27 protein-coding genes and 1 other RNA gene are annotated in these 25,796 nt (G+C 68.2%); 14 read left to right on the top strand and 14 right to left on the bottom strand.

The annotated features are described in order from the left end of the window. Positions 1-13: 13 nt before the first annotated feature. Positions 14-1,228: a nucleotidyltransferase family protein gene (locus XarbCFBP7408_RS07520; protein ID WP_104562422.1), complete on the top strand. Its 1,215-nt coding sequence runs from the start codon at positions 14-16 to the stop codon at positions 1,226-1,228. 61 nt (positions 1,229-1,289) lie between these two features. Next, positions 1,290-1,366: non-coding RNA, sX9 sRNA (locus XarbCFBP7408_RS07515), on the top strand. Positions 1,367-1,515: 149 nt separating this feature from the next. Here XarbCFBP7408_RS07515 and XarbCFBP7408_RS07510 read toward each other — a convergent pair. From XarbCFBP7408_RS07510 to XarbCFBP7408_RS07445, 14 genes are all read right to left on the bottom strand, one after another. Next, positions 1,516-2,628, bottom strand: a complete 1,113-nt coding sequence (locus XarbCFBP7408_RS07510; RefSeq protein ID WP_104562421.1) for a glycosyltransferase family 4 protein — start codon at positions 2,626-2,628, stop codon at positions 1,516-1,518. Next, entirely contained in the window at positions 2,625-3,752 is a 1,128-nt protein-coding gene (locus XarbCFBP7408_RS07505; RefSeq protein WP_104562485.1) for a glycosyltransferase family 4 protein, read from the bottom strand. Before XarbCFBP7408_RS07505 ends, XarbCFBP7408_RS07510 begins: the two co-directional genes overlap by 4 nt. A gap of 136 nt (positions 3,753-3,888) precedes the next feature. Then, on the bottom strand, positions 3,889-4,587 hold the full coding sequence (locus XarbCFBP7408_RS07500) for a class I SAM-dependent methyltransferase (RefSeq protein ID WP_104562420.1): 699 nt from the start codon (positions 4,585-4,587) through the stop codon (positions 3,889-3,891). Further along, the gene (locus tag XarbCFBP7408_RS07495) at positions 4,584-5,804 is read right to left on the bottom strand and encodes an amidohydrolase family protein (protein WP_181106401.1); all 1,221 of its coding nucleotides are present in this window, start codon (positions 5,802-5,804) and stop codon (positions 4,584-4,586) included. Before XarbCFBP7408_RS07495 ends, XarbCFBP7408_RS07500 begins: the two co-directional genes overlap by 4 nt. A gap of 12 nt (positions 5,805-5,816) precedes the next feature. Further along, entirely contained in the window at positions 5,817-6,659 is an 843-nt protein-coding gene (locus tag XarbCFBP7408_RS07490) for a class I SAM-dependent methyltransferase (protein WP_104562418.1), read from the bottom strand. A gap of 158 nt (positions 6,660-6,817) precedes the next feature. After that, positions 6,818-7,669: a Wzz/FepE/Etk N-terminal domain-containing protein gene (locus XarbCFBP7408_RS07485; RefSeq protein ID WP_104562483.1), complete on the bottom strand. Its 852-nt coding sequence runs from the start codon at positions 7,667-7,669 to the stop codon at positions 6,818-6,820. A gap of 43 nt (positions 7,670-7,712) precedes the next feature. Next, complete coding sequence (locus tag XarbCFBP7408_RS07480; RefSeq protein WP_104562484.1) at positions 7,713-8,846, bottom strand: hypothetical protein; 1,134 nt, start codon at positions 8,844-8,846, stop codon at positions 7,713-7,715. Continuing rightward, positions 8,843-9,793 carry a glycosyltransferase gene (locus XarbCFBP7408_RS07475; protein WP_104562417.1) on the bottom strand — a complete coding sequence of 317 codons (951 nt, stop codon included), beginning with the start codon at positions 9,791-9,793 and terminating at the stop codon, positions 8,843-8,845. Before XarbCFBP7408_RS07475 ends, XarbCFBP7408_RS07480 begins: the two co-directional genes overlap by 4 nt. Then, a complete protein-coding gene (locus tag XarbCFBP7408_RS07470; RefSeq protein WP_104562416.1) occupies positions 9,790-11,043 on the bottom strand; it encodes an O-antigen translocase in 1,254 nt (417 codons plus the stop codon). The genes XarbCFBP7408_RS07475 and XarbCFBP7408_RS07470 overlap by 4 nt, the downstream gene beginning before the upstream one ends. Beyond that, positions 11,040-12,152, bottom strand: coding sequence for a DegT/DnrJ/EryC1/StrS family aminotransferase (locus XarbCFBP7408_RS07465; RefSeq protein ID WP_104562415.1), 1,113 nt, complete (start codon positions 12,150-12,152; stop codon positions 11,040-11,042). Before XarbCFBP7408_RS07465 ends, XarbCFBP7408_RS07470 begins: the two co-directional genes overlap by 4 nt. After that, the gene (locus tag XarbCFBP7408_RS07460; protein ID WP_104562482.1) at positions 12,152-13,063 is read right to left on the bottom strand and encodes a GNAT family N-acetyltransferase; all 912 of its coding nucleotides are present in this window, start codon (positions 13,061-13,063) and stop codon (positions 12,152-12,154) included. Before XarbCFBP7408_RS07460 ends, XarbCFBP7408_RS07465 begins: the two co-directional genes overlap by 1 nt. A 7-nt stretch (positions 13,064-13,070) precedes the next feature. Then, positions 13,071-14,024 (bottom strand): hypothetical protein, encoded by a 954-nt coding sequence (locus tag XarbCFBP7408_RS07455; protein WP_104562414.1) that lies wholly within the window; start codon positions 14,022-14,024, stop codon positions 13,071-13,073. 2 nt (positions 14,025-14,026) lie between these two features. Then, on the bottom strand, positions 14,027-14,698 hold the full coding sequence (locus tag XarbCFBP7408_RS07450) for an acetyltransferase (RefSeq protein ID WP_104562413.1): 672 nt from the start codon (positions 14,696-14,698) through the stop codon (positions 14,027-14,029). Then, on the bottom strand, positions 14,695-15,132 hold the full coding sequence (locus XarbCFBP7408_RS07445) for a sugar 3,4-ketoisomerase (RefSeq protein ID WP_016902088.1): 438 nt from the start codon (positions 15,130-15,132) through the stop codon (positions 14,695-14,697). Before XarbCFBP7408_RS07445 ends, XarbCFBP7408_RS07450 begins: the two co-directional genes overlap by 4 nt. Positions 15,133-15,435: 303 nt before the next feature. On the opposite strand from XarbCFBP7408_RS07445, the gene XarbCFBP7408_RS07440 reads away from it, so the two are divergent. From XarbCFBP7408_RS07440 to XarbCFBP7408_RS07385, 12 genes are all read left to right on the top strand, one after another. Beyond that, positions 15,436-16,056, top strand: a complete 621-nt coding sequence (locus XarbCFBP7408_RS07440) for a cytochrome b (protein ID WP_181106399.1) — start codon at positions 15,436-15,438, stop codon at positions 16,054-16,056. Positions 16,057-16,127: 71 nt separating this feature from the next. Further along, positions 16,128-17,474 carry a cytochrome C gene (locus tag XarbCFBP7408_RS07435; RefSeq protein WP_104562411.1) on the top strand — a complete coding sequence of 449 codons (1,347 nt, stop codon included), beginning with the start codon at positions 16,128-16,130 and terminating at the stop codon, positions 17,472-17,474. A 35-nt stretch (positions 17,475-17,509) separates the two neighbouring features. After that, on the top strand, positions 17,510-17,941 hold the full coding sequence (locus XarbCFBP7408_RS07430; RefSeq protein WP_104562410.1) for a c-type cytochrome: 432 nt from the start codon (positions 17,510-17,512) through the stop codon (positions 17,939-17,941). A gap of 528 nt (positions 17,942-18,469) precedes the next feature. Then, on the top strand, positions 18,470-19,135 hold the full coding sequence (locus XarbCFBP7408_RS07425) for a hypothetical protein (protein WP_104562481.1): 666 nt from the start codon (positions 18,470-18,472) through the stop codon (positions 19,133-19,135). Positions 19,136-19,186: 51 nt separating this feature from the next. Then, a complete protein-coding gene (locus XarbCFBP7408_RS07420) occupies positions 19,187-19,780 on the top strand; it encodes a sigma-70 family RNA polymerase sigma factor (protein ID WP_181106397.1) in 594 nt (197 codons plus the stop codon). Continuing rightward, a complete protein-coding gene (locus tag XarbCFBP7408_RS07415) occupies positions 19,777-20,430 on the top strand; it encodes a zf-HC2 domain-containing protein (protein ID WP_181106395.1) in 654 nt (217 codons plus the stop codon). Before XarbCFBP7408_RS07420 ends, XarbCFBP7408_RS07415 begins: the two co-directional genes overlap by 4 nt. Beyond that, the gene (locus XarbCFBP7408_RS07410; protein ID WP_104562408.1) at positions 20,427-21,737 is read left to right on the top strand and encodes a S8 family serine peptidase; all 1,311 of its coding nucleotides are present in this window, start codon (positions 20,427-20,429) and stop codon (positions 21,735-21,737) included. The genes XarbCFBP7408_RS07415 and XarbCFBP7408_RS07410 overlap by 4 nt, the downstream gene beginning before the upstream one ends. Positions 21,738-21,747: 10 nt before the next feature. Beyond that, the gene (gene ccmC / locus XarbCFBP7408_RS07405) at positions 21,748-22,506 is read left to right on the top strand and encodes a heme ABC transporter permease CcmC (RefSeq protein ID WP_104562407.1); all 759 of its coding nucleotides are present in this window, start codon (positions 21,748-21,750) and stop codon (positions 22,504-22,506) included. Next, positions 22,503-22,712 carry a heme exporter protein CcmD gene (gene ccmD, locus XarbCFBP7408_RS07400; protein ID WP_024940343.1) on the top strand — a complete coding sequence of 70 codons (210 nt, stop codon included), beginning with the start codon at positions 22,503-22,505 and terminating at the stop codon, positions 22,710-22,712. The genes ccmC and ccmD overlap by 4 nt, the downstream gene beginning before the upstream one ends. Further along, entirely contained in the window at positions 22,709-23,179 is a 471-nt protein-coding gene (gene ccmE / locus XarbCFBP7408_RS07395; RefSeq protein WP_039520724.1) for a cytochrome c maturation protein CcmE, read from the top strand. Before ccmD ends, ccmE begins: the two co-directional genes overlap by 4 nt. Positions 23,180-23,241: 62 nt before the next feature. Continuing rightward, positions 23,242-25,230 carry a heme lyase CcmF/NrfE family subunit gene (locus XarbCFBP7408_RS07390; RefSeq protein WP_104562406.1) on the top strand — a complete coding sequence of 663 codons (1,989 nt, stop codon included), beginning with the start codon at positions 23,242-23,244 and terminating at the stop codon, positions 25,228-25,230. After that, positions 25,227-25,769 (top strand): DsbE family thiol:disulfide interchange protein, encoded by a 543-nt coding sequence (locus tag XarbCFBP7408_RS07385; protein ID WP_102253900.1) that lies wholly within the window; start codon positions 25,227-25,229, stop codon positions 25,767-25,769. The genes XarbCFBP7408_RS07390 and XarbCFBP7408_RS07385 overlap by 4 nt, the downstream gene beginning before the upstream one ends. The last annotated feature ends 27 nt before the right edge of the window (positions 25,770-25,796 follow it).

Here is a 25,796-nt window from a genome sequence, read left to right as displayed (position 1 = left end):
GAATCTCCGCCGCATGCAGCCTTCCCTTCGCACCATCAGACATGGCCTGCAGACGGCCACCGAACGGCTGGCCCGGGAATTGGCGCAGCCCGGCGAGGCGGTGCCGCAGTGGAGCCGGCTGCAATGGCAGCTGGCCGCGGCCGCGGCGGCCGCGCATGGGGTGTCGCCGCTGCTGCAACGCCGCTCGCTGTGGCAGGACGCCGACTGGACCGCATTCCTGCGCGAGCAACGCAGCCATGTCGAAGACCGCCATCGGCGCATCGCGCTGCTGCTGACGCGCATCGACGCGGCAGCGCGTGCGGCGGGCATCGCCCTGGTCGGCCTCAAGGGCGCCGCCCTGCATCGGCTCGGCGTCTATCTGCCCGGCGATCGCCCGATGGCCGATATCGATCTGCTGGTGGCGCCGGAGGATGCGCCCGCGGCGGCGGCGCTGTTGTGCGAGCTTGGCTACGTGGCCTCCTTCGCACAATGGAAGCACCAGGTGTTCAAGCCTTTGCATGGCGAGGCGGTCGCGGGGCTGGGCGAGCATCGCGATGCGCCGATCAATCTCGAGCTGCATACCCGCATCCAGGAACGCCTGCCGCTGAGCAGCGTGGACATCAGCGCGCGCATCCTGCCGGAGCGTGCGCAGCCGGGCTTGAACCCCTACCCGTCGGTCGGCGCGCTGATGTGCCATCTGCTGCTGCATGCGGCCGGCGGCATCTGCCAGCGCAGCATCCGCCTGATGCATCTGCATGACCTGGCCTTGCTGGCCACGCGCATGGGCCCGCGCGACTGGGACCAGTTGTGGGACGACCCGACCACATCGCCCTGGTGGGCGTTGCCGCCGCTGCTGCTGTTGCAACGTTATTACCGCAGCGTGGTGCCGTCGGCAGTGATGGCGCGGCTGCAGGCCGATTGCCCACGCCTGCTGCGCATGCGTGCGGCCCGCCAGACCCTGACCACCGCCTCGTGTTCCAACCTGTGGCTGTCGGCCCTGCCCGGCATCGAATGGTCACGCTCGCTCGGCGAAGCACGGCAGTACCTGCGCAACCGGGTGGTACCGTCGGCCGAGAGCCGCAAGGAACGTGCCGACATGCTGCAGACACAGTTGTGGCTTCAGGACCAGCCGTGGGTGCGGCAGACCCAGCTGCGCCGGGTGATGACGCGCCTGACCCGGCCGGTGCCGCGCACCGACATGCTGTACGTGGTGCGTGCAGCGCTGGACGGCTATCTGCAACCAGTCTGAGCGCGGCCGACAACACTGCCGCGCTCACCGTCAGGCCGGCGCGGCGGTGCCCGGAGGCGGCAGGTATCGGCCGCACAGTCCGATTCCGGGCGCGCCGGCCGCATCCATCCATCGGCCGCTCGCGACGCCTTGTTGGCCAGTCCAGGGCTGCAGCCGGCGTGCGCACGCTGCCGGCTTGTTCAGTCGATCATCCTTGCGATCACGTCCCCATGTTTGGCCTGACAGCCGCGTTGCTGCACCACGCGTCTGCATGGCGGCCGATGCAGGCTGCGTCCTTGCAGGCGCAGTCAGCGCAGCGGCCGCGCCTCGCACAGTTGCCGATACAGCTGCTCGAACAGCCGCGCGGTCAACGCCGCGTCCTCGCGTACCGCACGGCACTGCGCTGCCCAGGCCAGGCGCAGGCGCAGCTCGTCGTCGGCCAAGACCTGGCGGACCGCTTCTGCCAGCCCGGCCCAGTCGCCCGGCGGTACCGCGAGCGCGCACACCGGTGCCCACTCGACGAGATGCCCGACTGCGGTGCCGACGCTCGGCACCCCGGCGACTGCTGCTTCCAGCAGCACCAGCGGGCCGGCTTCGTGCAAGGACGACAGCACCAGCAGGTCGGCCGTCTGCATGATCGGGCGCAACTCGCGCTGGGTCTTGAAACCGAGAAAACGCACCTGCCCGCCCAGGTCCAGCTGGTGCACCAGGCGCTGCATGGCACCATCCAGCGTATCGACGCCGACCATGTCCAGGGTAAAGGCGACACCGGCGCGTTTGAGCGCCGCCATCGCCTGCAGCAAGGTGGTCTGGTCCTTGACCGGATTGAGGCTGGCCACATGCAGCAAGCGGGCGATGCCGCCGCTGCGTGCACGTGGCGCGGCCGGCGGCCAGGCCCGCAGATCCACGCCCAGCGGCACCCGCTGGGCGTTGATGCCGAGCGCCGTCAGCGACTCCAGGATGGGCGCGCTGGCCGCGGTGACGCGGTCGGCCAGGCGCAGGATCACCGCTTCGCGCAGGCGCCCGCGCCAACGCTGCCGGCCGCCATAGCCGATGCCATGCAACGCGACCAATTCGCCACCGGCGATATGCACCACGCTTGGACGGCGCAACAGCCTTGCCGCGGCGACCGCGATCAGACTGCAATAGCCGGAAAAGATCGCCTGGATCACATCGAAGGGAGCACGCCGGTGTTCGCTGGCGATGGCGGTGATCGCGCGCGTGCGGGTGCGCCTGGCGCCGATGTTGTGCACGGTGGCGCCACGCAATGCCCAGGTACCGGGCAGCGGCTCCTGGTGCAGCACGAACACATGCACCTGGTGATGGCGCGCCAGCCATTCGATCAGGGTCAGGAACACCGGGATTACGCGGACCTCGCCGCTGCGGTCGACGCCGCCCGGGACCACCAGGGCCAGTTTCATGCGCCCCGCCCTGGCGCGGCCAGCAACCGGGTGTACGCATGCTTCCAGCGTTGCCCCACCGCGGCAAACGACAGCCGTGCATCGAAATGCGCGCGCACCTGTGCGCGGTCGGGGCGTTGCCGGAAGAGCCGCAACAGCAGTTCCGCCAGGGCCGAGGCATCGCCCACCGGCCACAACGCGCCGACTGCGCCACCATCGCTGAGCGCACGAAAGGCCGGGATATCGGTCAAGAGCGGCAAGGTGCCGCAGGCATACGCCTCCACTGCGGCATAACCGCAGCTCTCCGCATGGCTGGCGGAGACGAACAGGTCGCAGGCACGCAGCAGCGTTTCCACGCGCGCATGCGGCACCTTGCCCAGTAGCTGCACGCAGCGCGCCAGCGACGGATCGGCGCGCAGGCGCTGCTGCACCTGCTCCAGCAACGGCGCCTGGTCGAACACGCACCACAGCCGCAGCCCCGGCAACACGCGCGCGGCCAGGGCGACGGCATCGAGCACGCACAGCGGATCCTTGGCCGCGCTCAGATGCCCGACCCACAACACGCAGGGGTCGCCCTGCAGGCGGGTGTGCTCGCGTGCCTGCAGGCGATCGCCCGGCAAGAAGCGGCTGCTCGATTCGGGAATCGCAAACAGCTGCGTCCTGGCCTGGAACAGGCGAGCCTGGACGAACGGCTGCGCCATGTCCTGCGAGGTGAACGCGATCCCGGCGGCGGCAGCGTAGCGACGCCGCCACACACTGCGGGCCCACCAGCGCGGCGGGCGATTGGCGTGATCCTGCAGCAGGATCGGCGTATGCGGCAGCAGGCGGGCGAGACGGCCTGCATCGCCGGCAAATTCCAGACCGTGGACATGGACCACATCGGCACCGATCTCGCGCAGCGTCGCCGCAAGCAGCGCTGCGCGCTGCGCACTGCCGCGCGCACCCAGCTCGACGAAGCGGTAATCCACGCCCTGGCGGGTGAGCCGCAGGTTCAGTGCAGAGGCCTGGACCACCGCCACGCGCACCCCGGCGCTGGCGACGGCCTCGGCGATATCGGCCAGCGATGGCCATTGCGCGAACACCTGTTCTGCGGTCAGGCCGGCCGGCGTCGGCAGCAGATTGAGTTGCGCCACACGCAGGCTCATCACAGCGACCGCGCCCGGATTGCACGGTCTGCAAGCGCGATCGGGCCAGGTGCCGCGCACTGCGCGGCGCGCGATCGGCAAGGCTTGCCCGCGGCCGAGGTGCTGCAGGCACACGCCAGCATGGCCGCCGCGGCACTCACGCGATGCGCCGCAGCCGCAGCACCAGCGCGACCGGCACCTGCAGCGCGGCCCGGTCGAACCGCGCACCGGGCGCGATGTCGGCCGGATCCAGCATCGGCTCGGCCACCGCTTCGATCTCCATCCCCAGCGCCGCACAGGCTGCATGCCAATGGCTGTAGAGATGTTGCGTGTGCCGCACCGCGTAGTGCCGGCCATCGGCCTTGAAGTCGCGCCGCCAGCCCAGCGCATGCCCGATCGGATGCACGTCGCTGCACAGCACGATGCCGCCGACGCGGGTGACCCGATGCAGTTCTTCCAGCGCCGGCCATAGCCGCTGCAGATGGCCGACCACCAGGCCGCAGACGCTGAGATCGGCCACTGCATCGTCCAGCGGCAGCTGCTCCAGGCTGCCCTGTTGCAGGCGCATGCGCGCCGCTGGCCAGTGCTGCGACAGCTCGGCGTGCGCACGCTGCAGCATCTGCGGCGACAGATCCACGCCGGTGACCTGCAGCGCGCCGCGTCGCAAGGCATGCAGCATGTAGCGGCCACTGCCGCAGCCGGCATCCAGCACGTGCTGGCCCTGCAACACGCTCGGCATCAGCGCGAGCATGGCGCGCTCCTCGGCCAGCATCACCGGGTTGTGCGCATGCGGCGGATACGCCTGCGCCCACAGCGCATACGCCGCTGCCGGCTCCAGCGTCGGCACTGCGCTCACGACAGCGCACCGCTGGCGGCCATCGCCACGCCGGGCCGGTGCGCAGCCTGCGCCACGCGCTGCAGGCCTGGTTCCAGTGCCAGCACCGCCGGATCGGCCAGCGTGGCATCGAGCAGCTTGGGGCGGCCATCCAGCAGCACCGGCACGGTCCGGACGCCTGCAGCGTCGAACCAGTCGGCAAAATCCGGGTCGGCGATGCGCGGGACGCCATCGCGTATCACCGCACGCAGGTCGCTGCGTGTGCAGCCCACCACGCTGTCGGCCGGGTCGCCACCGCGGTCGCGCACGATTACCAGATCGGCCGCTGCCCCCGGTGCCAGGCGTCCACGCGTGGCCATGCGCAGGATGCGCGCCGACTGATGGGTGACCAGGCCGAGCAACAGATCCGCGGCCAAGCCGCTACTGGCGGCGATGCGCAGTTCTTCCAGCAGATCGCGCGAACCGCTGACGCGCGAATCGTTGCCCAACGCGAGCCGGCCCGCCATGCACAGGCGCCAGGGGTCGAGCGTGCGACCCAGCAGCGCAAGATTGCTCGACGGGCACCACACCACCGCCGCGCCGCATGCGATCACCCGCTCGATGTCGCACTCGCCCATGCCCACGCCGTGGATCAGCACGCTGTTGGAGGCCAGGCAACCGAGCCGATCCAGTTCGTCCAGCTCGGCGGCCGCCACCGCGTCGGTGCCTTCGGCCAGGTGGATCATCCAGGGATGCTCGGGCGAGGTGGCGGCAAAGCTGCCCTGCACCGGTGGGCCGTAGCCGGTCCATCCCAGCGCATAACTCCAGCCGAACTCGCGCAGCAGGCCAACCGGAAAGCCGGGCTCGTCCAGGGTGGCATGCCACGGGTCGTGCTGCGCCACGCAGGTGACGCCGGCCAGCAGATTCTTCAATCCGCCGTGACGCAGGCGCACCGCCTTGGGCACACGCAGGGCCGCGGCCACCTCGGGATGCCGGAAATGCGCCTGGAATGCCTCGATCCACGCATAGCTGTTGGGAAACGCCGCACCCTGCGGCAGCGGCGGCACGCAGTTGACCTGCAGATGATCGTGCGCATTGATCAGGCCGGGCGCCAGCACATGCCCCTGCAGGTCCAGGCGCAGGCTGCGCGTGCCGAGCGTGCCGCCGAAGCGCCCCGCGCGGATGGTCAGCGGCGCGCGCGAGGGGCCGGCCAGGGTGATCGAGCGCGCGCCCTGCAGACAGACATCGGCCATGGACATCGGCGTCTCCACTCAGCGCTTGCGCATCACGATCAGGAAGTGGTCGCCCATGTCGCGCAGCAACGGCAGGCCGCCCAGCCGGTCGTCGCACCGGCCCAGGCGCGCGGACAGGCGCGGATGCCGCTCGCAAAAATCCACCAGGTACGGCGGCGGCAGGAACAGGCTCAACGCGCGATAGCGCTCCAGCACGAAGTGCTTGGCGAAGGCGCGGTAGAACTCGCGCGGCAGGTGGTACCAGGTCCAGATGGTGTGGCCGTTCATGCCCACCGCGGTGACCCCGCGCGCGGCCCGCACCGCGGCGCGTTTGAACCGTCCGCGCACGCTGTAATGGCCGATCTCCCAGGGGCAGATGCGCCCGATCACCGAGAACACCAGGCAGCCATCGGCGCGCAGCAGACGCGCGCATTCGGCCGCCACCGCCGGCAGATCCGGCGCGCAGTTGAGCGGGCCGAAGTTGGAATACATGCCGTCGAAGCTGCCCTCCAGTTGGTCGAGCTGCTGGATGCCGACATGGGCCGCGCTCAGGCGCTCGTGCAGGCCCTGCGTGGCCGCGCGGTGGCGGGTGCGCTCGACCATCGCCGGCGACCAGTCGGTGGCCAGCACGTGGTAACCGCGACGTGCGAATTCGCCGGCATCCAGGCCGGTACCGCAACCCAGGTCCACCAGATGCGAGCCCACCGGCAGCTCGGCCGCGACCGTGTCCCACAAGGTGGTGCGCATGCGCTGGATCAACGCGTTGTTGCCGCGTGGGCCGTCGTAGTCGGGCGCAACGCTGTCGAACGCGCGTTGCGTCTCCAGCAAGCGCTCCGGCGCCACCGTGCCGCCGCGCGCCGCATGCTCATTGACCACCGACATGCGCAGCCTCCCATACCGATCCAGCTGTTCTCACGACACTCTCCAGGCGCGATACCGCCAGCGCGGCAATCGCTTGATTGACCGGTGAGTGCCACGCGTCGGCGGTTTGGTTGCAGCGTGGGCAGCGTTGCACAGCGTGCCGCACGACGCTGCGCAGATCAGCCGGCAGCGCGCGGAGCGGCCACCCCGCGGCGCCGCCATGCATTGCGCAACACCGCCGCCAGCACCGCCAGCCCCGCACCGCCGAGCAGGCCGGCCGCCCAGGCGGTGACGGCATTGGGAAACGCCTGCTGCTCGGGCACGTACAGCGGCCACGCCAGCGAGGTCTGGTAGGTGTAGCGCGTGGTCAGCCGGGCAATCAGATCGTCGCGTTCGCTCTTCAAGGCGCGCACGGTGGCATTGCTGTCGGTCAACAGCACGCCCGCCAGAACCTGGGCCGGCGTGGCCGCAGCGGTGCCCTGCCCGGCCTGTACCTGCTGCTGCAGCCGATCGCGGTTGCGGATTGCCACGCGCAGGTCGTCGGTGAGGCCTTGCAGGCGTGTACGCGCCAGTGCGAGCGCCACTGCATTGGTGTCGCCGTGCAGGCCCTGCAAGGCGCTCACCGTCGCCATCGCCAGCTTGCGCGCCTGCGCCGACGATTCGGCCCGGATGGTCACCCCGATCAGATTGGCATACGGGTCCGGGTCCGGCTTGAGGCTGCCGCGGTACAACTGCGCAGCGCGGCTTTTCAGTGGCACGCCAGCCTGGCGCAGCACCGCATCCTGGAACAGCCGGGTCTTCATGCGGTCGATCACGCGCTGGAACGGTTCGACCTTGGGGTCGCGCCCGGCCGGCGTGGGGCCGATCTCGCCGACCTGGATCCAGGCGGTGGCTTCCCACTGTGGCCTGGCCAGGCGGGTAAAGGCCAAGGTCAGTGCAAGCACCACCAGCAGTGCGGCCAGCGCCCAGCGCCATTCGCGACGCAGGATGCGCCACAGGTCGATCAGATAGATAGCGTCGTGTTGCGTCATGGTGCACCGGCTCTGGAACAGGATGGAGCGGAGCTGCCGCGCATTACGCAGCAGCGGTGGGTACGGCATTGCGGGTGGGCAACAGCACCGTGCAGGCATGCAACACCAGGCACAGCGCGATGAAGCCGAAATTGGTCCAGGTGAAGGCCTGCGGCGCGAACGGCGACATCAGGCAGGCATAGGCGATGCGCAGGAAGATCAGCACATGGAAGATCGACAGCGAGCGGTTGAGCAGGCGCACGCTCCACACCAGCCCCGCATACAACGCCAGCAGCGCCAGCAACGCACCCGGCGCGCCCCAGGCCATCAGGAACGGAAAGAATTCGGTGCCCACATTGATGTTGGGCGCATCCAGCGGGATGCTGGTGCCGGCAGTGGCGATCGAGCCACTGAACGGCACCAGCTGATTGACCAGGAAGCTGGCGTTGACATAGCCCTTGGCCAGGATCGCGCCGAAGTTGTACGGCCCGGCGCTGATGTACAGCAGCAACCACTGCACGCCCTGCGGCATGGCACGATACAAGGCACTGAACGGCAAGGCGACCGTGGCCAGCGAGCCGGAACGCAGTGCGCCGAGGATGGAAAACACCCCGCCGCCGGCCAGCACCAGCAGGCCAATGGTCTTCCACGGCAGGCGACGTGCCGGATCGCGGCGCAACAGCATCACCAGCACGAACGAAAACAGCCCGGCAAAGATGCGGTTGCGGTCGATCACCACGATCGGAAACACGAATCCCAGCGTCAGCATCGCCGCGCGCAGCCCGCGATGGCGCACGCACAGCAGCGCGATCGGCGGCAGGATCCAGCACATGTTGGAGATGTGCCGCACATGCGCGCGCAGCGGGCTCAAGGTGGCATACGAGGACGGATCGCTGAACAGCGGAATCGGAAACAGCGCCACGTCCACGATGCAGAACAGCGTCACCACTGCCGCCAGCGTCATCACCAGGAAGGCGTCGCGGGTGCCGGCGTAACGGTAGGCGCGAAAGCGCTCCAGCGCAGGCAACTGCACGCGCAGCACGGCGTCCAGCACGCAGGTCGCGGCGGCGGCGGCCGCCAGCAGCGCGATGCCGTCAAGATAGTCGCCGGGCAGCGTATAGGTCAGCAGCGTCAGCGCGCAGCTGAGCAGCATCGGCAGTGCCAGATAGGTCGCCGGCCGGCGCAACAACGTGCTCATGCCGGTTTCACCGCGCTGCGCGCCAGCCTGGGCCACCACCTGGCTGGCAGCGACACCCAGGCATAGGCGAGCAGATGCCCGATCACCCGGTGCGGCCGGCGCTGCAGGAACGCCACCTTGGCGGCGATGTAGTGCGACTGCGCGTGCAGCAAACTGCGCTCGGGCGCATCGAACAATTCCGCACAGCGCATTGCCACCTGACGCGACTCGCTCAGGTTGGCGATGCGCGCGCGCACGTCCGCGGTCTTGCTGAGATTGCGGCCATGCAACCGGTACGCGCACACCGGCACGTCGACAAAACCCAGCGCATCACGCGCGGCCAGGCGCAGGAAAAAATCCCAGTCTTCGATCCGCAGCGACTCGTCCCAGCCGGCGCGCGCATCGAAGGCACTGCGACGCAGCAAGGCCACCGCGCCGCCGACCGCCCACTGCTGGATCACCGCGCGGCGGATGCCGGACGCGGAGCGGTACAGGTCCACATCCACCCGGTGCAGGTCGCGCATGGCGCTGCCGTGCAGCAGCTGCCCATGCTGGTCGACCACGCAGGCATCGCCAATCACCGCCAGTTTCTGCGGATGCGCGCGCAGGTAGCGCACCTGCGCATCCAGCCCGCCGGCCAGCAGATAATCGTCGCTTGCGCCCAGCCGCAGGTACTCGCCGCGCGCACGCAGCGCCAGCTCGTTGAGCGTGGTTGCCACCCCACGGTTGGTTCGCTGTACGAACTGCACCGGCAGCCGATGGCCATGGCTGGCGATCCACTGCGCAATCTTCTCGCCGGTCGCGTCGCTGGAGCCGTCGTCGATGATGACCAGCTCCTTGCACGGGTATGGGTCTTCCAGCACGCTGTCCAGGCAGCGTTGCACGAAGCGTTCGTGGTTGAAGGCCGGAATCAGCACCGATACCAGCGGCCAGCGCGCGCGCCCGGCAGGTTGGGTGGAATCGCTCATGCCGGCTGCGCCAGATAGCGCCGCACCACCACGATGTTGAACAGCAGATACAGCACGTAGTTGGCGAGGAAGGCATACATCGCACCGATCAGCCCCCATTGCGCGGTGAACAGATACACCAGCGCCAGATAGCTGACGGCAAACACGCATTCGGAGATCACGAACAGCCGTGTCATCGCCTTGGCCAGCATCACGTACGACAGCACGAAGGCCGCGATCTTGATCACATCGCCCAGCAGCTGCGGGGCGTACAGCGGCGCGGCCCGTGCAAACCGGGCGTCGAACAGCAGCCAGGTCAGCCAATCGCGACACAGGTACACGCCCAACGCCATCACGATCACCGCCGGCAGCACATGGCGATACGCGGCCCGCAGCTCGCGCCCGAGCGCTGCGCGCTCCTGCAGCGATGCCAGCTTGGGCAGGTAATACACGTTGATTGCGGTCGTGAAGAACAGCAGATACGCGTCCGACACCCGGCTCACCGCCTGCCAGTAACCCACCTGCTGCCAGCCGAACTGCAGCGCCAGATGGTCGCGCACCAGCATGGCCACCAGCTGCGGCACCAGCGTGGCGGTCAGCGTCATCACCGAGAACGCCGCCAGCCTGCGCGTCATCTGCGCATCGAAGCGCATGCGCAACATCTCGCGCCGGAAATAACCGCTGCGCCGCAGCGCCGGCACGCCGGCCAGCAACCACAGCACCTGGCCCAGCACCAGCGCCAGCAAGGCGCCCTGCAGCTGTGCCCGGCTGGACAGCCATGCCACCAATGCCGTGCTCAGCACCGCGCCGCTGACCTGCACGAAAGCCAGGCGACGCACGTCCATGAAGCCGTTGATCACCGCCAGGATGTAGTTGACCAGTGCGATGCCCAGCTGCGCCACCGCCGCCACGCAGATCAGCGGCCGGTACGCCGCATCGCCGAGCAGGCGCTCGGCAATGGCGCCACTGAACAGCAACGCCAGTGCCGCCATCACGCAGGCCGCGCAGAACGCGTACCACAGCGCTGCGCCGAGCAGACGTGCCAGCGCAGCCGCGTCGTCGCGGTACTCGGCCACGTACTTGACGATGCCGGCACTGATGCCGCCGCCTGCCAGCACCGCCAGCACCGCCATCAGATTGAGGAACTGGCCCAGCCGGCCGACTCCTTGCGGGCCGGCGTAGACCGCCACCAGCTTCACCACCACCAGCGCGGCCAGCAGCTTGGCCAGCGTCGCAACGCCGGTGTAGGCGCTGCTGCGCACGACATTCATGCAGCGCCGCCAAACGACTGGCATGCGGCAATCACCTGCGCAACCGACGCATCGTCCAGTGCCGGCCCCATCGGCAGGCTCAGCACCTCACGGTGCAGCCGCTCGCTCACCGGCAGGCAGGCATCGCCCAAGGCGGTGTAGGCCGGTTGCCGATGCGGCGGCACCGGGTAATGGATCTGGGTATGGATGCCCGCGCGCAGCAGATGCGCCTGCAAGGCATCGCGCTGGGCGCTGCGCACCACGAACAGATGCCAGACGTGCTGCGCGTCGGCCACCACCGTGGGCAAGGTGATCAGGGGGTTGTCGATGCCGTGCAGGTAGCGCTGCGCCACCGCACGGCGGCGGCCGATCTCATCGTCCAGATAGCCCAGCTTGACCCGCAGGAACGCCGCCTGCAATTCGTCCAGCCGCGAATTCACACCCTGGCAGAGGTGGTGATACTTCAGCTGCGACCCGTAGTTGCGCAGCGCGCGGATGCGCTCGGCCAGGCGCGTATCCGAGGTCACCACCGCGCCGCCATCGCCGAGTGCGCCCAGGTTCTTGGTCGGGAAGAAACTGAACGCCGCCGCATCGCCGAAGGCGCCGGCACGGCGCCCGTGCGCGCTGGCGCCATGCGCCTGCGCGGCATCTTCGATCAGCAGCAACCCGTAGCGATGCGCCAGCGTCTGTAGCGCCGCCATATCGGCCAACTGCCCATACAGATGCACCGCCATGATGGCGCGCGTGCGCGGGCCGATCGCCTGCTCCACGCTGGCCGGGTCGATGTTGAAGGTCGCAGGGTCCGGCTCCACCGGCACCAGCACCAGGTGGTTCTGGCTGATCGCAAGAAAGCTGGCGATGAAGGTATTGGAGGGCACGATGATTTCATCGCCCTCGCGCAACACGCCCAGCTCGCGATAGCCGCGCAGGATCAGCGACAACGCATCCAGCCCGTTGCCCACACCCACCGTCTGCGCAGCGCCACAGTAGCTGGCGAATTCTTCCTCGAAGGCGGCCAGCTCCTGCCCAAGCACATACCAGCCGGCGTCGATCACCCGCGCCGCGGCGACCTTCAGCGCATCGGCATAGCGCGCATTGACCGCGCGCAAATCCAAGAACGGCACATCCATTACAGCATCCACCGATAAAAATCCTGTACCACGGCGCGTGCGCCGAAACGTTCCTTCTGTTCGACCAGACCGTCGTTGAGCACCTGACCGGCCTGCTCGGTCGAGATACCGAAGCTGAAGTAATGGCGCTGCGCATACACCTGGCTGATCAGCTCGGCCAGCAGCAGGCTCAGCGCATCCAGCTGGCGACCGCGCGCGGACACCGCCAGATACTGGGTGTGCACGCTGCGACCGAAATCCAGTACCAGTGCTGCCGCCAACAGCTCCCCTTCGGCTCGCGCCTCATGCAGCACGATCTGCTGCGGAAACCGGCGTTGCAGCAATTGCAGCTCGTCCAGCCGATGCGTCGGCGCCACCTGGTGGCGCTGCAACACCTCGGTCAGCAGGGCATGAAATTCATCGAGTCGGGTGCCGACCCGGATCTGCATACCGGCCTTGCGCGCCTTGCCCAGCGAGCGTCGCCGTTCGGCGCTGAACGCAAATGGCTCGCGCAAGGCGATCGCCGAGGACAGATCGCGCCGGTACAGCTGCGCGCCCACGCGATGCAGGGCGTACAGGTCTTCTTCGGCCGGATATGCGTGAAAGATATGCGGCACCGGCTTGTACACAAGCGCGCGTACCCCGCGCGCACGATAGTGCGCGGCGATCTGTTCGAACACCTGCAAGGTCGCAGCCGCGCGCAGGGCCGTGGACGACAGCAGGCCGGCATAGGTCAGGCCGGCGTGGCTGCTGACACAGTCGCCCTCCACGTTCGCCGGCAACACCGCCACCACCTCACCACCGCGCTCGATCAGCAACGATGCGTCCACGAAGCGGTCGGCGTGATAGTCCATGTAGCCGCGCCGATGCAACACATTGCCGTTGCGCGAGGACGCCACCAAGGCATCCCAGGCAGGCGCATCGCCGGGCAGATACGACCTAACCGAAAACATGGCGCCCCTGCAGGTCCGGCGGCAACGCGGCATCGGCCAGGCCGAAGCCGGCCTGCCCCATTGCATTGCCGTTGTAGAACATCAACACCCGATCATGCTGCTGGATCAAGGCCGGGTAACAGAGTGTCTGCGCATCCCAGCCGTGCTCGGACAGCTGCAGCCCGAGCTGGCCGTCATCGCGCTGCCACTGCACACCGTCGCGACTGGACGCGAAACCCGGGAAATACCCGCCGTGCGTATCGCCGCGGGTGAAATACATCAGATAGCGATCGCCCAGGCGGTACACGCGCGGACGGCCGATGCGGTACTCGTCGCCCTGCGGACGCAGGCACACCGCGTCGTCGGCAGGGAGATGGCGCAGATCGTCGGTTTCCGCATAGCGGATGTGGTAGCGCGGATACGGCTGGCCGCCGATGCTTTCCCAATCGTCGCCCACCGCGTACCACAGCCGCCACCGCCCATCCTCGAAACGAGCCGAGTGCACTGCGGCAATCGTGCTGCGCCCGGGCGCGCGATCCAGCAGCGGGGTGTCCTGCAAGCGCTGGAAACGCTCGCCGCCATCGCGGGACAGCGCAAGCCCGGTGAAGGCCAGGAACTTGGCCTTGGCCACGCGCTGGAAGCCGACATAGAACATGTACAGCCCATCCGGCCCGGCCACCACATCGCCGAGAATCATGCCGTTGTCGTCGAAACAGCCAGCGCGGCCGATGTCCAGCACCGGCTGCCGGCTGACGCCGACGATCTGCGTGGGTGCGTCGGCGCGTACGTCCACATAGCCGATCCGGCTCACGCCCTGCGCATCGCGAAAGCCCGCATAGACACGCAGTACCTGCGCAGACAACCGGTAGGGCGTCGGCGTCAGCGCGGCGTGCTGCATCCAGCCGCCCACGCCATCGCGTGCGACGTCGAAGACCAGGCCGCGCTTGGTCCAGGCAAACATGCTCACAGCTCCACGTCGAAGCTGGACCTGCCGGCCACCGCGCGCGCCGGCGAGCCGACGTAGACACGCTCGGCATCGGTATGCCGGGTCACCAGCGCAGCGGCGCCGATGATGTTGTCGGCGGCGATGCGCACCTTGTCGCTGAGCGTGGCGTTGACACCGATGAAGCTGCCGCGCCCGATCTCGCAATAACCGGAAATCACCGCATGCGAAGCGATGAAGACATTGTCCTGCACCACCGTGCGGTGGCCGATATGGTTGCCGCTCCACAGGATGCAGTTGTCGCCGATCCGGGTGAACGGCTGGATCACGTTGCCTTCGAACAGGAAGCAGTTGGCGCCGATCTGCGCATTGCGCCAGACGAACGCACGCGAGCTGACATAGCTGGCGCAGCGATACCCGCGCCGCAGCATGTCCTGGAAAAAGCGCGTCCGCAGGCGATTGAGCTGCGTGGCCGGGATGGCGACGAAGACCTCGTACTGTTCGGGCGGATAGCGCTGTTCGAGCTCCTCGTAGGCCACCACCGGCAACTCGGCCAGCGTGGGCCGCAGCAGGAAGTCGCGCTCCACGCTGAAGGCCACCACCGTGTAGTCGCTGTCGTGCTGAAAATACTCGCAGGCGATCTGCGCAAATTCGCCTGCGCCCACGATCACCAGGGGCTTGTGCACGCTCATGCTTCCAGCCTGCGTGCATCCAGACCGCTGCCAGCGCGCACTTCGCTGAGGAACTGGTCGTAATCGAGAATGTAGTCGGCGGGATCGTAGAACTGGTCGGCCAGCACCATCAGCACGCAGTCGGGGCTGAAGCGATGCAGGTCGCGCCACACCATACGGCCGAGCAGCAGGCCCTGCGATGGATCGTCCAGCACCACTTCCTGCTGGCCGTGGCCGTCGCCCTGATCCAGCAGGATCGTCACCGAGCCATGCAATGCCACGGCCAGCTGGTTGAGCCTACGGTGCGCATGCTGTCCACGATGGACGCCGTTGCGGGTGCCGAACAGGTAATACACACGACGTATCTCGAACGGGACATTGCGCTGCTGCTCCAACGAGATGAGCAGCCCGCGATCGTCGCCGTGGGTATGCAACTGGATGCGTTCGATGGCCATGATCGGAAGGGCGTAACCGCTGACTGCACGTAGTGCGACATGCCTGAGTGCGCCGGCCTGCGCGAAAGGTTGCGCAGCGTCACGGCGCTGCGAACCCAGGTGCGCGCAAGCGCAGTCGCTGCCGCCAACACCGTGCCCGTGCACGCCACCTGCGCACCGCGATGCAACCTTTCATCGGCATCGCCGCACATATCGGTGCACGTTCACCTGGCCGCTGCTGTTGGCCGGCGTGGGGAGCCAGGCCTGGCAGCGCACTGCGAACTGCCGGAACCAACGACCACCACCGGTGAGGACACCGATCAGATGCGTTCATCCCCTCAGGCGCCCGACACGGCAGCCACCGCCAGCGCCCCCACGCTGCCACTGCCGGAACAGACCGCGCCGGCCGCGCGCGTCGTTCCCCTGCCCAAACCCATGCGCGTGCTGCACTGGCTGACGGTGCTGTGCCTGGTGATGGCGGCCACCTTGATCCTGTTGCGCGCCGAGCTGGATGGACGCGCACTGCGCCAATGGCTGCTGGAAGGCCATCGCCATTTCGGCCTGATGGTGCTGCTGCTGTTCGTGTTGCGGGTGGGTCTGCGCCTGCGGCTGCGCACGCTGCCGCCCGGCCCGCCTGCATCGCTGCTCATGCGTCTGGCCGCCGGCGGCACCCATCTGGCGATGTACGGCCTGATGCTCGCGCTGCCGCTGATCGGCTGGTCGCTCAGCAATGCCTTCGGCAAGACCGTCTATCTGTTTGGCCTGGCCCTGCCCAATCTTGTGGAAGCCGATGCAGACCTGGGCGACACCCTGGGTGCCTGGCATCTGAATGCCGCCTGGGCATTGCTGGCCCTGGTGCTGGTGCACATCGGCGCCGCGCTCTGGCACCACCTGGTACTGCGTGATGGCCTGCTGCGCCGCGTATTGCCGGGCAAGCACGCATGAGCAGTGCCGGTTCTGCCGCCCGCCGCCGTTTCCACCCTGCCTTACCCCGTTCCGTCGAACAAGGACTTTCCATGCCTACTTCCCAGCCTGCTCCGCGCCGCGCCGCCGCATCGCGCACTGTCTCCCTGACGTCCTTGTTGTGCGTGTCCGGTCCGCTGTTGCTGCTGGCCAGCACGCAGGCGCAGGCGGTTCCCTCGTTCGCACGCCAGACCGGCTCTTCGTGCGCGGATTGCCATGTCGGTTCCTACGGTCCCTCCCTCACGCCCTATGGCATGCGCTTCAAACTGGGCGGGTTCACCGATACCAATGGCGAGGGCACCAAGATTCCAGTCTCCGGCCAGCTCACCTGGTCGCGCAACAATCCCAGCCGCGGCGACAGCACCGCACGTCTGCGCCAGGCCGATCTGTACCTGGCTGGTCGGGTCAACGACAACATTGGCGGCTACTCGAAGATCCGCTCCACCAACAGCGGCAATGCCACCTTCGATACGCGCCTGGACGACGTCGATCTCCGCTTCGTCGCCAAACCGTTCCAGTTGGGCGGCAAGGACACCATGATCGGTGTCAGCGTCAACAACAATCCGGGCATCTCCGACCCGATCCACGTGTTGCCCAATGCCTCCACGCTGACCCCGGCCTCCAACGGCGGCGCGTCCACCATGCTCAGTTCCTCGGCGCTGTCCAACCGCGTGATCGGTGCCAGCTTGTACGGCCTGTACGACAAGAACTGGTATGGCGAAGTGGGCAGCTACAGCGCCCTGTCGCCGTCTGCGCAGGACCGCCTCGGCTGGCCGATCAACGGCGACCCGGGCAAGCTCAGCGACACCAGCTATGCGCGTCTGGCCTATATGAAGGACATGAAGCGGCAGTTCTTCTCGGTGGGCCTGACCGCGCTCAATACGCGCCGCCAGCGTCCGCGCAACGGGCCCAGCGACGACCTCACCGATCTCGGCTACGACCTCACCTACCAGTTCCTTGGCACCCGCGAACACGTGGCGTCGCTGGCCTACGTCAACATCTACGAGCGCCGCAAGTACGGCAGCCCGCTGATGCCTTCCGACCCGAGCATGCCTGCGCTGGACCGTGGCAGCGTGCGCGATCAGACCTTCAGCGTGAACTACGCCTACAAGCAGACCTATGGGGTGCTGGCCGCGCACATGATCAACACCGGCTCGTTCGATGCGGCGCGGTACTCGCCGGTGGGCATTCCCGACACCACCAGCAATCTGATCCTGCTGTACTGGAGCCCGTTCGGCCGCGAGGGCACCTACACCACCAACGCCAACCTGCGCGTGTCGGCCGGCTGGTTCCGGTTCGACAAGTTCAACGGCAGCACGTCCAACGTGTTCCGCGGCCCGCCGATCACCAATCCGCGCGATCTCGACAGCTTCACGCTATCGGTCAACCTGACGTTCTGATCCCACCACCGCTGCACGCAATCGTACGGACCCACATGCATCCATTCAACAAGACCCTGATGTGCGCTTCGCTCGCCGGCCTGCTGCTGGCCGGCGCCACCCTGGCTACCCCGGCACGTGCCGCCGATGGCAAGAGCGTGTTCACCACCGAATGCGCCGAATGCCACAGCGCCACCCAAGGCAAGAACAAGAAGGGCCCCTCTCTGTTCGGCATCGTCAACCGCATCCCTGGCAGCGCGGCCGATTTCAGCGGCTACTCGCCCGCGCTCAAGGGCTATTCGGCAGTCCTCAAGAGCCGCTCGGAGGATCCCCCGTCGAGCAAGGGCGCTTGGGACGCAAATAGCCTGAAGGCCTTCCTGAAGCAGGACTCCAAGGCAGCCCTGCCCGGTACCAAGATGAAATATGAGGGTCTGGAAGACACAGATGAACTGAACGCACTGATCACCTACCTCAACACCCTGCACTGAGTCGTACCGCGCAGGACATCGCCACGGCGGCCGGTACGGCGCCGTTGGCGAGGAGGAAGAAGCAGGCGAGGACGCGCAGCGGACCCTGCTGGACGTAAGGACATTGCCAGCGCCCGGGCCTGCTTCAAGCGCGGTACAGCCGGCACGCCGCAGTCTCCGCCGCCGGCAGCCTGACCACCCGCAGCAGCACGGCACAGGTGCGCGGGACCGCGTTGCCTGATGCACTCCCTTCGCGTATACGGACGGAACCGGCGCAGCTGCGGCGGTCTCTTCCTGCGTGATGGATCACTATCGCGCCCCGCTCCGTGCCGACGTCCCACGCCCTTGCCGAACGTTTTGCCCGCCAAGCAGTCCCCTTTCCGAACGCGACGCCGGTGCGCCTGCGACGGGCAGTCATGGGCCGCGCCCGGCCCGGCGTCACGGCGGCGCCGACTCCTTTTCGCTGGTCTGCAGTGCGCGCACCCGCGCTGCCGGCAGCTGCAGCAGCTTCGCCGCACGCGGTTGCGCAGGGGCCTGCTGCTAGCGCTGATGGCCAGCCCCTGCGGCAGCGCGCTGGCGGACAACCTGGGCGGCGCGGTGGCGCTGACCTCGCAGTTGATCGACCGCGGCATCTCGATCGCGCCCAACAAGGCCACCCTGCAGACCGCCGGCTACTGGCTGCCCGCACCCGGCTGGTCGATGTCGGCATCGGTCGCGCTGCAATCGCCCTCGCTGAGCAGGCCGGTGGCGGTGACCGCCCAGGCCGCACGTGCCTGGATGCTGGGCGACCGCTGGCAGATGCAGGCCAGCGCGCTGTATTACGGCTACCCCACCAACCAGGCCACGCGCACCTTCGACCGCCAGGAGGCCAGCCTGGCCTGGTCCTATCGCGACGTGCTGACCCTCTCGGTGGCGACCTTCAATTTCCCGCGCGCCGACCAGTCGCCGTGGAATGTCGCCATCGACGTCACCGCCAATGTCCCGCTGCGCGACGACCTCAGCCTGACGGTCGGCGCCGGCTCGTCACGGTTCCCGGCGATGGCCTACGGCGCCGCCCGGTCCGGCCGCTATCAGTATGGGCAATTCGGCCTGCGCTGGAGTCGGGACCGATGGACGCTGAAGCTGGAACGCATCCTCACCAGCGGCAACACCCCACGCCTGCAGGGCGGCCCTGGCGAAACGCCCTGGCTGAGTACCGCGTCGGTCACCTTCTGATCCCCACGCAACCTTTTGCCCGCCCGCGGGCACTGACATGCGTCCCAAGCCGTGCCAGCCCCGATGAATGATTCCGACACCCTGGGTGATGCCACCGATCGCATGCTGCTGCGCCGCATGGCGGCGGGCGATCGCGCCGCGTTGTCCACCATGTACACCAGCTATCACGGCCGGCTGTGCCGCTTCCTGTCGCGCCTGACCCGGCGCCCGGACATCATCGAGGAAGCCATCAACGACTGTTTCTGGATCGCCTGGCAGAAAGCCGGCGACTTCCGCGGCGATTCGCAGGTTTCGACCTGGATCATGGGCATTGCCTACCGCTGCGGCCTCAAGTGCCTGCGCCAGCACGACGGCGAGGCCATCGACGATACCGCGGTGGTGGAAGACCACGCCCCCAGCGCCGACGACAACGACGACCGCGAGCTGCGCGACTGGCTCGACAAGGGCATGGAACGGCTGTCGCCGGACCAGCGCCTGGTGATCGAACTGGTCTACGGCGTCGGCCACAAGCTGGAAGAAGTCGCCGAGATCATGCAGTGCCCGGTCGGCACCATCAAGGCCCGGCTGTTCCATGCGCGGGTCAAATTACGCAATGTGCTGCCCGGCCTGGCCGGCGGCGCCCCCTATACGGAGACCATGCAATGAAGACGTTTTTCATCGCGCCTGGCAAGGAATGCTCGCTTGCCTGGGAACTGATGCCCGCGGTCCTGCTCGACAGCGCCACCGAGGAAGAAAACACCTGGCTGATCGCGCACGTGGCCAAGTGCGCCTCGTGCAGTGCCGAGTTCGCCCAGCAGAACCGCCTGCGCCAGGCGCTGGCGCTGCCGTCTGCGGTAAAGCTGGACGCCAACGCCGGCCTGCAGCGCCTGCTCGGCCGCCTGGACGCGCCGGAGCAGGCCAGCGCGCCCGCGCCGCCGCCAGCGCGCCGCTCCGGTAGCTGGACGGTGCGCGCCCTGGCGGCCGCGGCGCTGGTGCAGGCAATCGGCCTGGGCGTCATGGGCGTCAGGCTGGCCGCGCCCGCGCCCTCGCACGATTACCGCACGCTCAGCAGCGCCACCGCCCAGCCGGTGCCGCAAGGCGCCATCCGGGTGGTGCCGGACGCCAGGATGACCGTGGCCGACTGGGACCGCCTGCTGCATGCACAGCAGTTGCAGGTGATCGGCGGGCCCAACGAGATGGGCGCCTACACCGTGGTGCCGGCCCAGCCGCAACCGCCGGCCCAGCCGCAGCAGACCGTGCAGCAACTGCGCGCCAACCCGGGCATCCGCATGGCCGAGATCGTGTCCGCACCATGAAGCGCCTGCTCGCCATCGGCATCATCGCCGCCTGCATCGGCCTTGGCCCGCAGGCCGCCGCGCAGGAGCCGGCGCACCTCGCCGCCAGCGCCAGCACGCCATCGGCGGCCGATGCGCACACGCCCGACAGCAGCCGCGACATCCTGCTGGCGGTGGCCAACCCGCTCAGCGCACCGCCGGCCCGCGCCGGTTCCAGCCTGATCGGCTACGCCTCCAGCTATTACGGCGCCGGTCAGAAGGCCGCCGTGCGCATGGAAGCACTCAAGCAGCGCTACAAGCTGCGCGAAGTCTCCGGCTGGCCGATCACCTCGCTGGGCCTGTATTGCGCCGTGCTGCAGCCGCCGCCGGGCGTCTCGCGCGACGAACTGGTCAGCGCGCTGGCCGACGACGACGGCGTGGAGCTGGTGCAACCGGTGCAGGATTTCTCGGTGTTTTCCGCCGACGCCTCGGAAAAGACCACTGCGCTGTCCGGCTACAACGACCCCTATGTGGATCTGCAACGCGGCTTCATCGCCACCGATGCGGCCAGCGCGCAGACCGTCACCCAGGGCCGCGGCGTGGTGGTGGCGGTGGTCGATACCGGCGTGGACACCACGCATGCCGACCTGAAGGCGCGCATCCGCGATGTGCACGACCTGGTCGACGACTCGCCGGTGATGACCAGCAGCGACTCGCACGGCACCGAAGTGGCCGGCATCATCGCCGCCGGCAGCAACAACCATCAAGGCATCGTCGGCATGGCACCCAAGGCCATGCTGAGCATCTACAAGGCCTGCTGGTATGCGCCCACGGTCGGCGCCACCGCACGCTGCAACACCTTCACCCTGGCCAAGGCGCTGGCGGCGATCAACAACAGCTCGGCGCGCGTGATCAACCTGAGCCTGGGCGGCCCGGCCGACCCGCTGCTGAGCAGGATGCTGCAGCACCTGGTGCAGCAGGGCCGCATCGTGGTCGCCGCGATGCCGCCCAACGGCCGGCTGGACGGCTTTCCCAACGATGTGCCGGGCGTGCTGGTGGTGCGCAGCAGCAGCCCCACCGCGGCCATGCCCGGCGTGCTCAGCGCCCCCGGCAAGGACATCCTGACCACCCAGCCGAACGGCCGCTACGACTTCACCTCCGGCTCGTCGATGGCCACCGCGCATGTCAGCGGCGTGGTCGCGCTGCTGTTGTCGCTGTCGCCGTCGCTGGACGCCACCGCATTGCGCGAGCTGATGCAGCGCACCAGCAAGCTCTCCGACGGCCAGTTGCAGGTCAACGCCGGCGCCGCCGTGCAGGCGCTGGCGCCTCCCGCCAGACATTCCAACTGACGACACCGGCATGGCCAAGTGGATTCCCTTGTGGCTGCACAGACTCAGCTCGCCGCCGAGCTTCTATCGCGTGGCCGGACGCGTGCGTCCGTGGGCCTTGGGCCTGGCGCTGTTGCTTGCTGCGGTGGCCGCCTACGGTGGGCTGGTGCTGGCGCCGCCGGATTACCAGCAGCACGATGCCTACCGCATCATCTTCATCCACGTACCCAGCGCCTGGATGAGCCTGTTCATCTACGCGGCGATGGGCGTGGCGGCCTTCATCGCACTGGTATGGCGGATCAAGCTGGCCGAGGTGGTGACCATGGCCTCGGCGCCGATCGGCGCGGCCTTCACCTTCATCACCTTGTGCACCGGCTCGCTGTGGGGCAAGCCGATGTGGGGCACCTGGTGGACCTGGGATGCGCGGCTGACCTCCGAGTTGCTGCTGCTGTTCCTGTATCTGGGCGTGCTCGGCTTGTACCACGCGGTGGAAGACCGCCGCCAGGCGATGCGTGCGGCCGGCTTGCTGGCATTGGTGGGCCTGGTGAATCTGCCGATCGTGCATTACTCGGTGGTGTGGTGGAACACGCTGCACCAGGGCTCCACCGTGCGCCTGCTCGGCCCCTCCACGATGAGCGCGGACATGCTGTGGCCGCTGCTGACGATGACGCTGGCGACCAAGTGCTATTACCTGGCCAGCCTGTTCGGCCGCGTGCGCGTGGACCTGCTCGCCCTGGAAAGCGGCAAGGACTGGGCGCGCCGCATCGTGTTGACGGAGCACACCGCATGACGACCCTGCTGGCGATGGGCGGTTACGGGCAATACGTGTGGACCGCGTACGCGCTGTTCGTGCTGGTGCTGCTGGCCGACCTGGCATCGCCATGGTTGCGTCGCCGCCGGCTGCCGCGTGAGCTGCGCGGCCAGCTGCAACGGCAAACGCCGCGGCGCACGCGCGAGCTGTCGGCAACAGCGCCGCTGGAGCGTGACGCCCCATGAACGCCACCCGCAAGCAACGCCTGTGGCTGGTGATCGGCGCGCTCGCCGCTGCGGCATTGGCGGTCACGCTGATCGTGCTCGCGCTGCAGCGGAACATGAGCTACCTGTTCACGCCCAGCCAGGTGCATGCCGGCGAGGCGGCCAGCTACCGGCAATTCCGCCTCGGCGGCATGGTCAAGGCCGGCTCGATCCAGCGCGCCACCGACAGTCTCACCGTCCACTTCACCGTGATCGACAGGCATGCCGCGACGCAGGTCGAGTACACCGGCATTCTTCCGGACCTGTTCCGCGACAACCAGTCGGTGATCGCCAACGGGCGCATGCAGGGTGGGCGCTTCGTCGCCAACGAAGTGCTGGCCAAGCACGACGAAACCTATATGCCGAAGGAACTGAAGGACGCGATGGCCGAAGGCCATGTCGGCAAGCCGATTCCCGCCGCCGCGGTGCCGCTGTCTGCGCCGCGCTGATGCGGCGCGCAGGCTGTTCCTTCCCTCGATGATTCCTCTTCGCTGCACGATGCGATTCGCCCATGACGCCTGAACTCGGCCAGATCGCCCTGATCCTGGCATTACTGCTCTCGCTCGCCCAGGGCGTGCTGCCGCTGATCGGCGCTTGGCGCGGCAGTGGCGCGTTGATGGGCATCGCGCGGCCGGCCGCGGTCGGTCAGGCGCTGTTCGTGTGGATGGCGTTCGGACTGCTCGCCTGGTCGCTGCTGTCGCTGGATTTTTCAGTGCGCTATGTCGCCGACAACGCCAATATCGCCCTGCCCTGGTACTACCGCTTCGCCGCGGTGTGGGGCGCGCACGAAGGCTCGTTGCTGCTGTGGATCGCGATCCTGTCGAGCTGGACGCTGTTGCTGGCCGCCTTCAGCCGGCATCTGCCGCAGCATTTTGCCGCGCGCGTGCTGGCGGTGCTGGGGCTGGTGTCGGTGGGCTTTCTGGCCTTCATCCTGCTGACCTCCAATCCGTTCGCGCGGCTGTCGCCGATTCCGCTGGATGGCAACGAACTCAATCCGGTGCTGCAGGACCCGGGCATGACCTTCCACCCGCCGGTGCTGTACACCGGCTATGTCGGCTTCTCGGTGGCGTTCGCGTTTGCGGTGGCGGCCTTGCTGGGCGGCGAGCTGGAACAGGCCTGGGTGCGCTGGGCGCGGCCGTGGACCAACGTGGCCTGGGCCTGCCTCACTGCCGGCATCGTCGCCGGCAGCTGGTGGGCGTACGCGGAGCTGGGCTGGGGCGGCTGGTGGTTCTGGGACCCGGTGGAAAACGCCAGCTTCATGCCGTGGCTGGTCGGCACCGCGCTGATCCACACCCAGGCGGTCACCGAAAAACGCGGCAGCCTGCGCGCCTGGACCATCCTGCTGTCGATCCTGGCGTTCTCGCTGTCGTTGCTGGGCACCTTCCTGGTGCGCTCGGGCGTGCTGACCTCGGTGCACGCCTTCGCCGCCGATCCGCGCCGTGGCCTGTACATCCTGATCTTCCTGATCGCGGTGGTCGGCGGCTCGTTGCTGCTGTATGCGCTGCGCGCGCCCCGGATCGCCAGCGGCAAACCGTTCGCCGCCGCCTCGCGCGAGACCGCCATCCTGGTCGGCAACCTGCTGCTCACCGTGGCGGCGGCGATGGTGTTGCTGGGCACCTTGTTTCCGCTGGTGGCCGATGCCTTCGGCCTGGGCAAGGTGTCGGTGGGGCCGCCCTACTTCGGCTTGCTGTTCCCGCTGCTGATGTTGCCGGTGATGCTGTTGCTGCCGTTCGGCCCCTATCTGCGCTGGGGCAAGGCCGAGGCGGCGCCGTTGCAGGCACTGGGCACGCGCGCCGGCATCGCCGCAGTCGCCTGTGCGCTGGTCGGCAGCCTGTTTGCCGAGGGCCAGCCCAGGGCGATCGCCGGGATCGGCGTTGCCGCATGGGTGGCGGCCGGCACCGCGCTGTACATGTACAAGCGCTGGCGCGAGATGCCGCGCGGCCGGCGGTTTCCGGCGGAAATGGCCGGCATGCTGCTCGCGCATGCGGGCGTGGCGGTGTTCGTGGCCGGCGTGCTGGTGTCGGAAAGCCTGTCGGTCGAACGCGACGTGCGGCTGTCGCCCGGGCAGACCGCCGAGATCGCCGGTTACGCCTTCCGCTTCGACGGCGTGCAACTGATCGACGGGCCGAACTGGAAGGCCGAACAAGGCAGCGTGCAGGTCAGCCACGATGGCCAGCTGGTCGCGCAACTGCACCCGCAAAAACGCCTGTACAGCAGCGAGCGCATCCAGACCGAGTCGGCGATCGACCCCGGTATCACCCGCGATCTGTATGTCGCGCTCGGCGAGCCGCTGGACGATCAGCACATCGAGTACGACTGGACGCTGCGGCTGTACTACAAACCCTTCATCCGCTGGATCTGGGCCGGCGGCCTGCTGATGATGCTGGGCGGCTTCGTCAGCGCCTGCGCCCGTCGGTTCCGTGCGCCGGCGCTCGCCACGACGGCGGCCACGGCACCGGCACACCGCACCAGTGTCACTGCGCAGGAATCGCACGCATGAACCGTCTGCTGCCCTTGCTGGGTTTTCTGTTGCTGGCGGCGCTGTTCGGCTTCGGCATCTACTGGACGATGCAGCACAACCCGCGCGATGTGCCCTCGCCGTTGATCGGCAAGCCGGCACCGGCGTTCTCGCTGCCGCGGCTGGATCGGCCCGAGCAACGCGTCAGCCGCGACCAGCTGCTGGGCAAGCCCTATGTCCTCAACGTGTTCGGCAGCTGGTGCGCCGAATGCGTGCACGAACATCCGGTGCTGATGGCGCAGGCCAGCCGGCTCGGGGTGGCGCTGATCGGCTACAACTACAAGGACGCGCCTGCCGACGCCACGGCCTGGCTCGCGCAGTACGGCAATCCGTATGCGTTGGTGATTGCCGATGAAGCCGGCCAGACCGCGATCGATTTCGGTGTATACGGTGCGCCGGAGAGTTTCCTGATCGATGCGCAAGGCGTGATCCGCTACAAGCACATCGGCGTGCTCACGCCCGCGGTCATCAACGACGAGCTGCTGCCCGCCATCGCCGCACTGCCCAAGGGCACGCGGTGACGGCGGCGCGCTGGGTTTGGCGCTGGT

Source organism: Xanthomonas arboricola pv. guizotiae, from assembly GCF_002940205.1.
GTDB lineage: Bacteria > Pseudomonadota > Gammaproteobacteria > Xanthomonadales > Xanthomonadaceae > Xanthomonas > Xanthomonas arboricola_C.
This window is presented reverse-complemented; position numbering and strand designations above follow the sequence as displayed.

Excerpts from the sequence above, each read along its gene's own strand:
- XarbCFBP7408_RS07435 (WP_104562411.1), top strand. The coding sequence starts at position 16,128 with ATGCCTACTTCCCAGCCTGCTCCGCGCCGCGCCGCCGCATCGCGCACT.
- XarbCFBP7408_RS07410 (WP_104562408.1), top strand. The coding sequence starts at position 20,427 with ATGAAGCGCCTGCTCGCCATCGGCATCATCGCCGCCTGCATCGGCCTT.
- XarbCFBP7408_RS07450 (WP_104562413.1), bottom strand. The coding sequence starts at position 14,698 with ATGAGCGTGCACAAGCCCCTGGTGATCGTGGGCGCAGGCGAATTTGCG.
- XarbCFBP7408_RS07470 (WP_104562416.1), bottom strand. The coding sequence starts at position 11,043 with ATGAATGTCGTGCGCAGCAGCGCCTACACCGGCGTTGCGACGCTGGCC.
- XarbCFBP7408_RS07445 (WP_016902088.1), bottom strand. The coding sequence starts at position 15,132 with ATGGCCATCGAACGCATCCAGTTGCATACCCACGGCGACGATCGCGGG.
- XarbCFBP7408_RS07495 (WP_181106401.1), bottom strand. The coding sequence starts at position 5,804 with ATGTCCATGGCCGATGTCTGTCTGCAGGGCGCGCGCTCGATCACCCTG.
- XarbCFBP7408_RS07440 (WP_181106399.1), top strand. The coding sequence starts at position 15,436 with ATGCGTTCATCCCCTCAGGCGCCCGACACGGCAGCCACCGCCAGCGCC.
- XarbCFBP7408_RS07520 (WP_104562422.1), top strand. The coding sequence starts at position 14 with ATGCAGCCTTCCCTTCGCACCATCAGACATGGCCTGCAGACGGCCACC.
- XarbCFBP7408_RS07510 (WP_104562421.1), bottom strand. The coding sequence starts at position 2,628 with ATGAAACTGGCCCTGGTGGTCCCGGGCGGCGTCGACCGCAGCGGCGAG.
- XarbCFBP7408_RS07430 (WP_104562410.1), top strand. The coding sequence starts at position 17,510 with ATGCATCCATTCAACAAGACCCTGATGTGCGCTTCGCTCGCCGGCCTG.
- XarbCFBP7408_RS07465 (WP_104562415.1), bottom strand. The coding sequence starts at position 12,152 with ATGGATGTGCCGTTCTTGGATTTGCGCGCGGTCAATGCGCGCTATGCC.
- XarbCFBP7408_RS07425 (WP_104562481.1), top strand. The coding sequence starts at position 18,470 with ATGGCCAGCCCCTGCGGCAGCGCGCTGGCGGACAACCTGGGCGGCGCG.
- XarbCFBP7408_RS07480 (WP_104562484.1), bottom strand. The coding sequence starts at position 8,846 with ATGAGCACGTTGTTGCGCCGGCCGGCGACCTATCTGGCACTGCCGATG.
- ccmD (WP_024940343.1), top strand. The coding sequence starts at position 22,503 with ATGACGACCCTGCTGGCGATGGGCGGTTACGGGCAATACGTGTGGACC.
- XarbCFBP7408_RS07390 (WP_104562406.1), top strand. The coding sequence starts at position 23,242 with ATGACGCCTGAACTCGGCCAGATCGCCCTGATCCTGGCATTACTGCTC.
- ccmC (WP_104562407.1), top strand. The coding sequence starts at position 21,748 with ATGGCCAAGTGGATTCCCTTGTGGCTGCACAGACTCAGCTCGCCGCCG.
- XarbCFBP7408_RS07455 (WP_104562414.1), bottom strand. The coding sequence starts at position 14,024 with ATGTTTGCCTGGACCAAGCGCGGCCTGGTCTTCGACGTCGCACGCGAT.
- XarbCFBP7408_RS07505 (WP_104562485.1), bottom strand. The coding sequence starts at position 3,752 with ATGAGCCTGCGTGTGGCGCAACTCAATCTGCTGCCGACGCCGGCCGGC.
- XarbCFBP7408_RS07490 (WP_104562418.1), bottom strand. The coding sequence starts at position 6,659 with ATGTCGGTGGTCAATGAGCATGCGGCGCGCGGCGGCACGGTGGCGCCG.
- XarbCFBP7408_RS07385 (WP_102253900.1), top strand. The coding sequence starts at position 25,227 with ATGAACCGTCTGCTGCCCTTGCTGGGTTTTCTGTTGCTGGCGGCGCTG.
- XarbCFBP7408_RS07485 (WP_104562483.1), bottom strand. The coding sequence starts at position 7,669 with ATGACGCAACACGACGCTATCTATCTGATCGACCTGTGGCGCATCCTG.
- XarbCFBP7408_RS07415 (WP_181106395.1), top strand. The coding sequence starts at position 19,777 with ATGAAGACGTTTTTCATCGCGCCTGGCAAGGAATGCTCGCTTGCCTGG.
- XarbCFBP7408_RS07475 (WP_104562417.1), bottom strand. The coding sequence starts at position 9,793 with ATGAGCGATTCCACCCAACCTGCCGGGCGCGCGCGCTGGCCGCTGGTA.
- ccmE (WP_039520724.1), top strand. The coding sequence starts at position 22,709 with ATGAACGCCACCCGCAAGCAACGCCTGTGGCTGGTGATCGGCGCGCTC.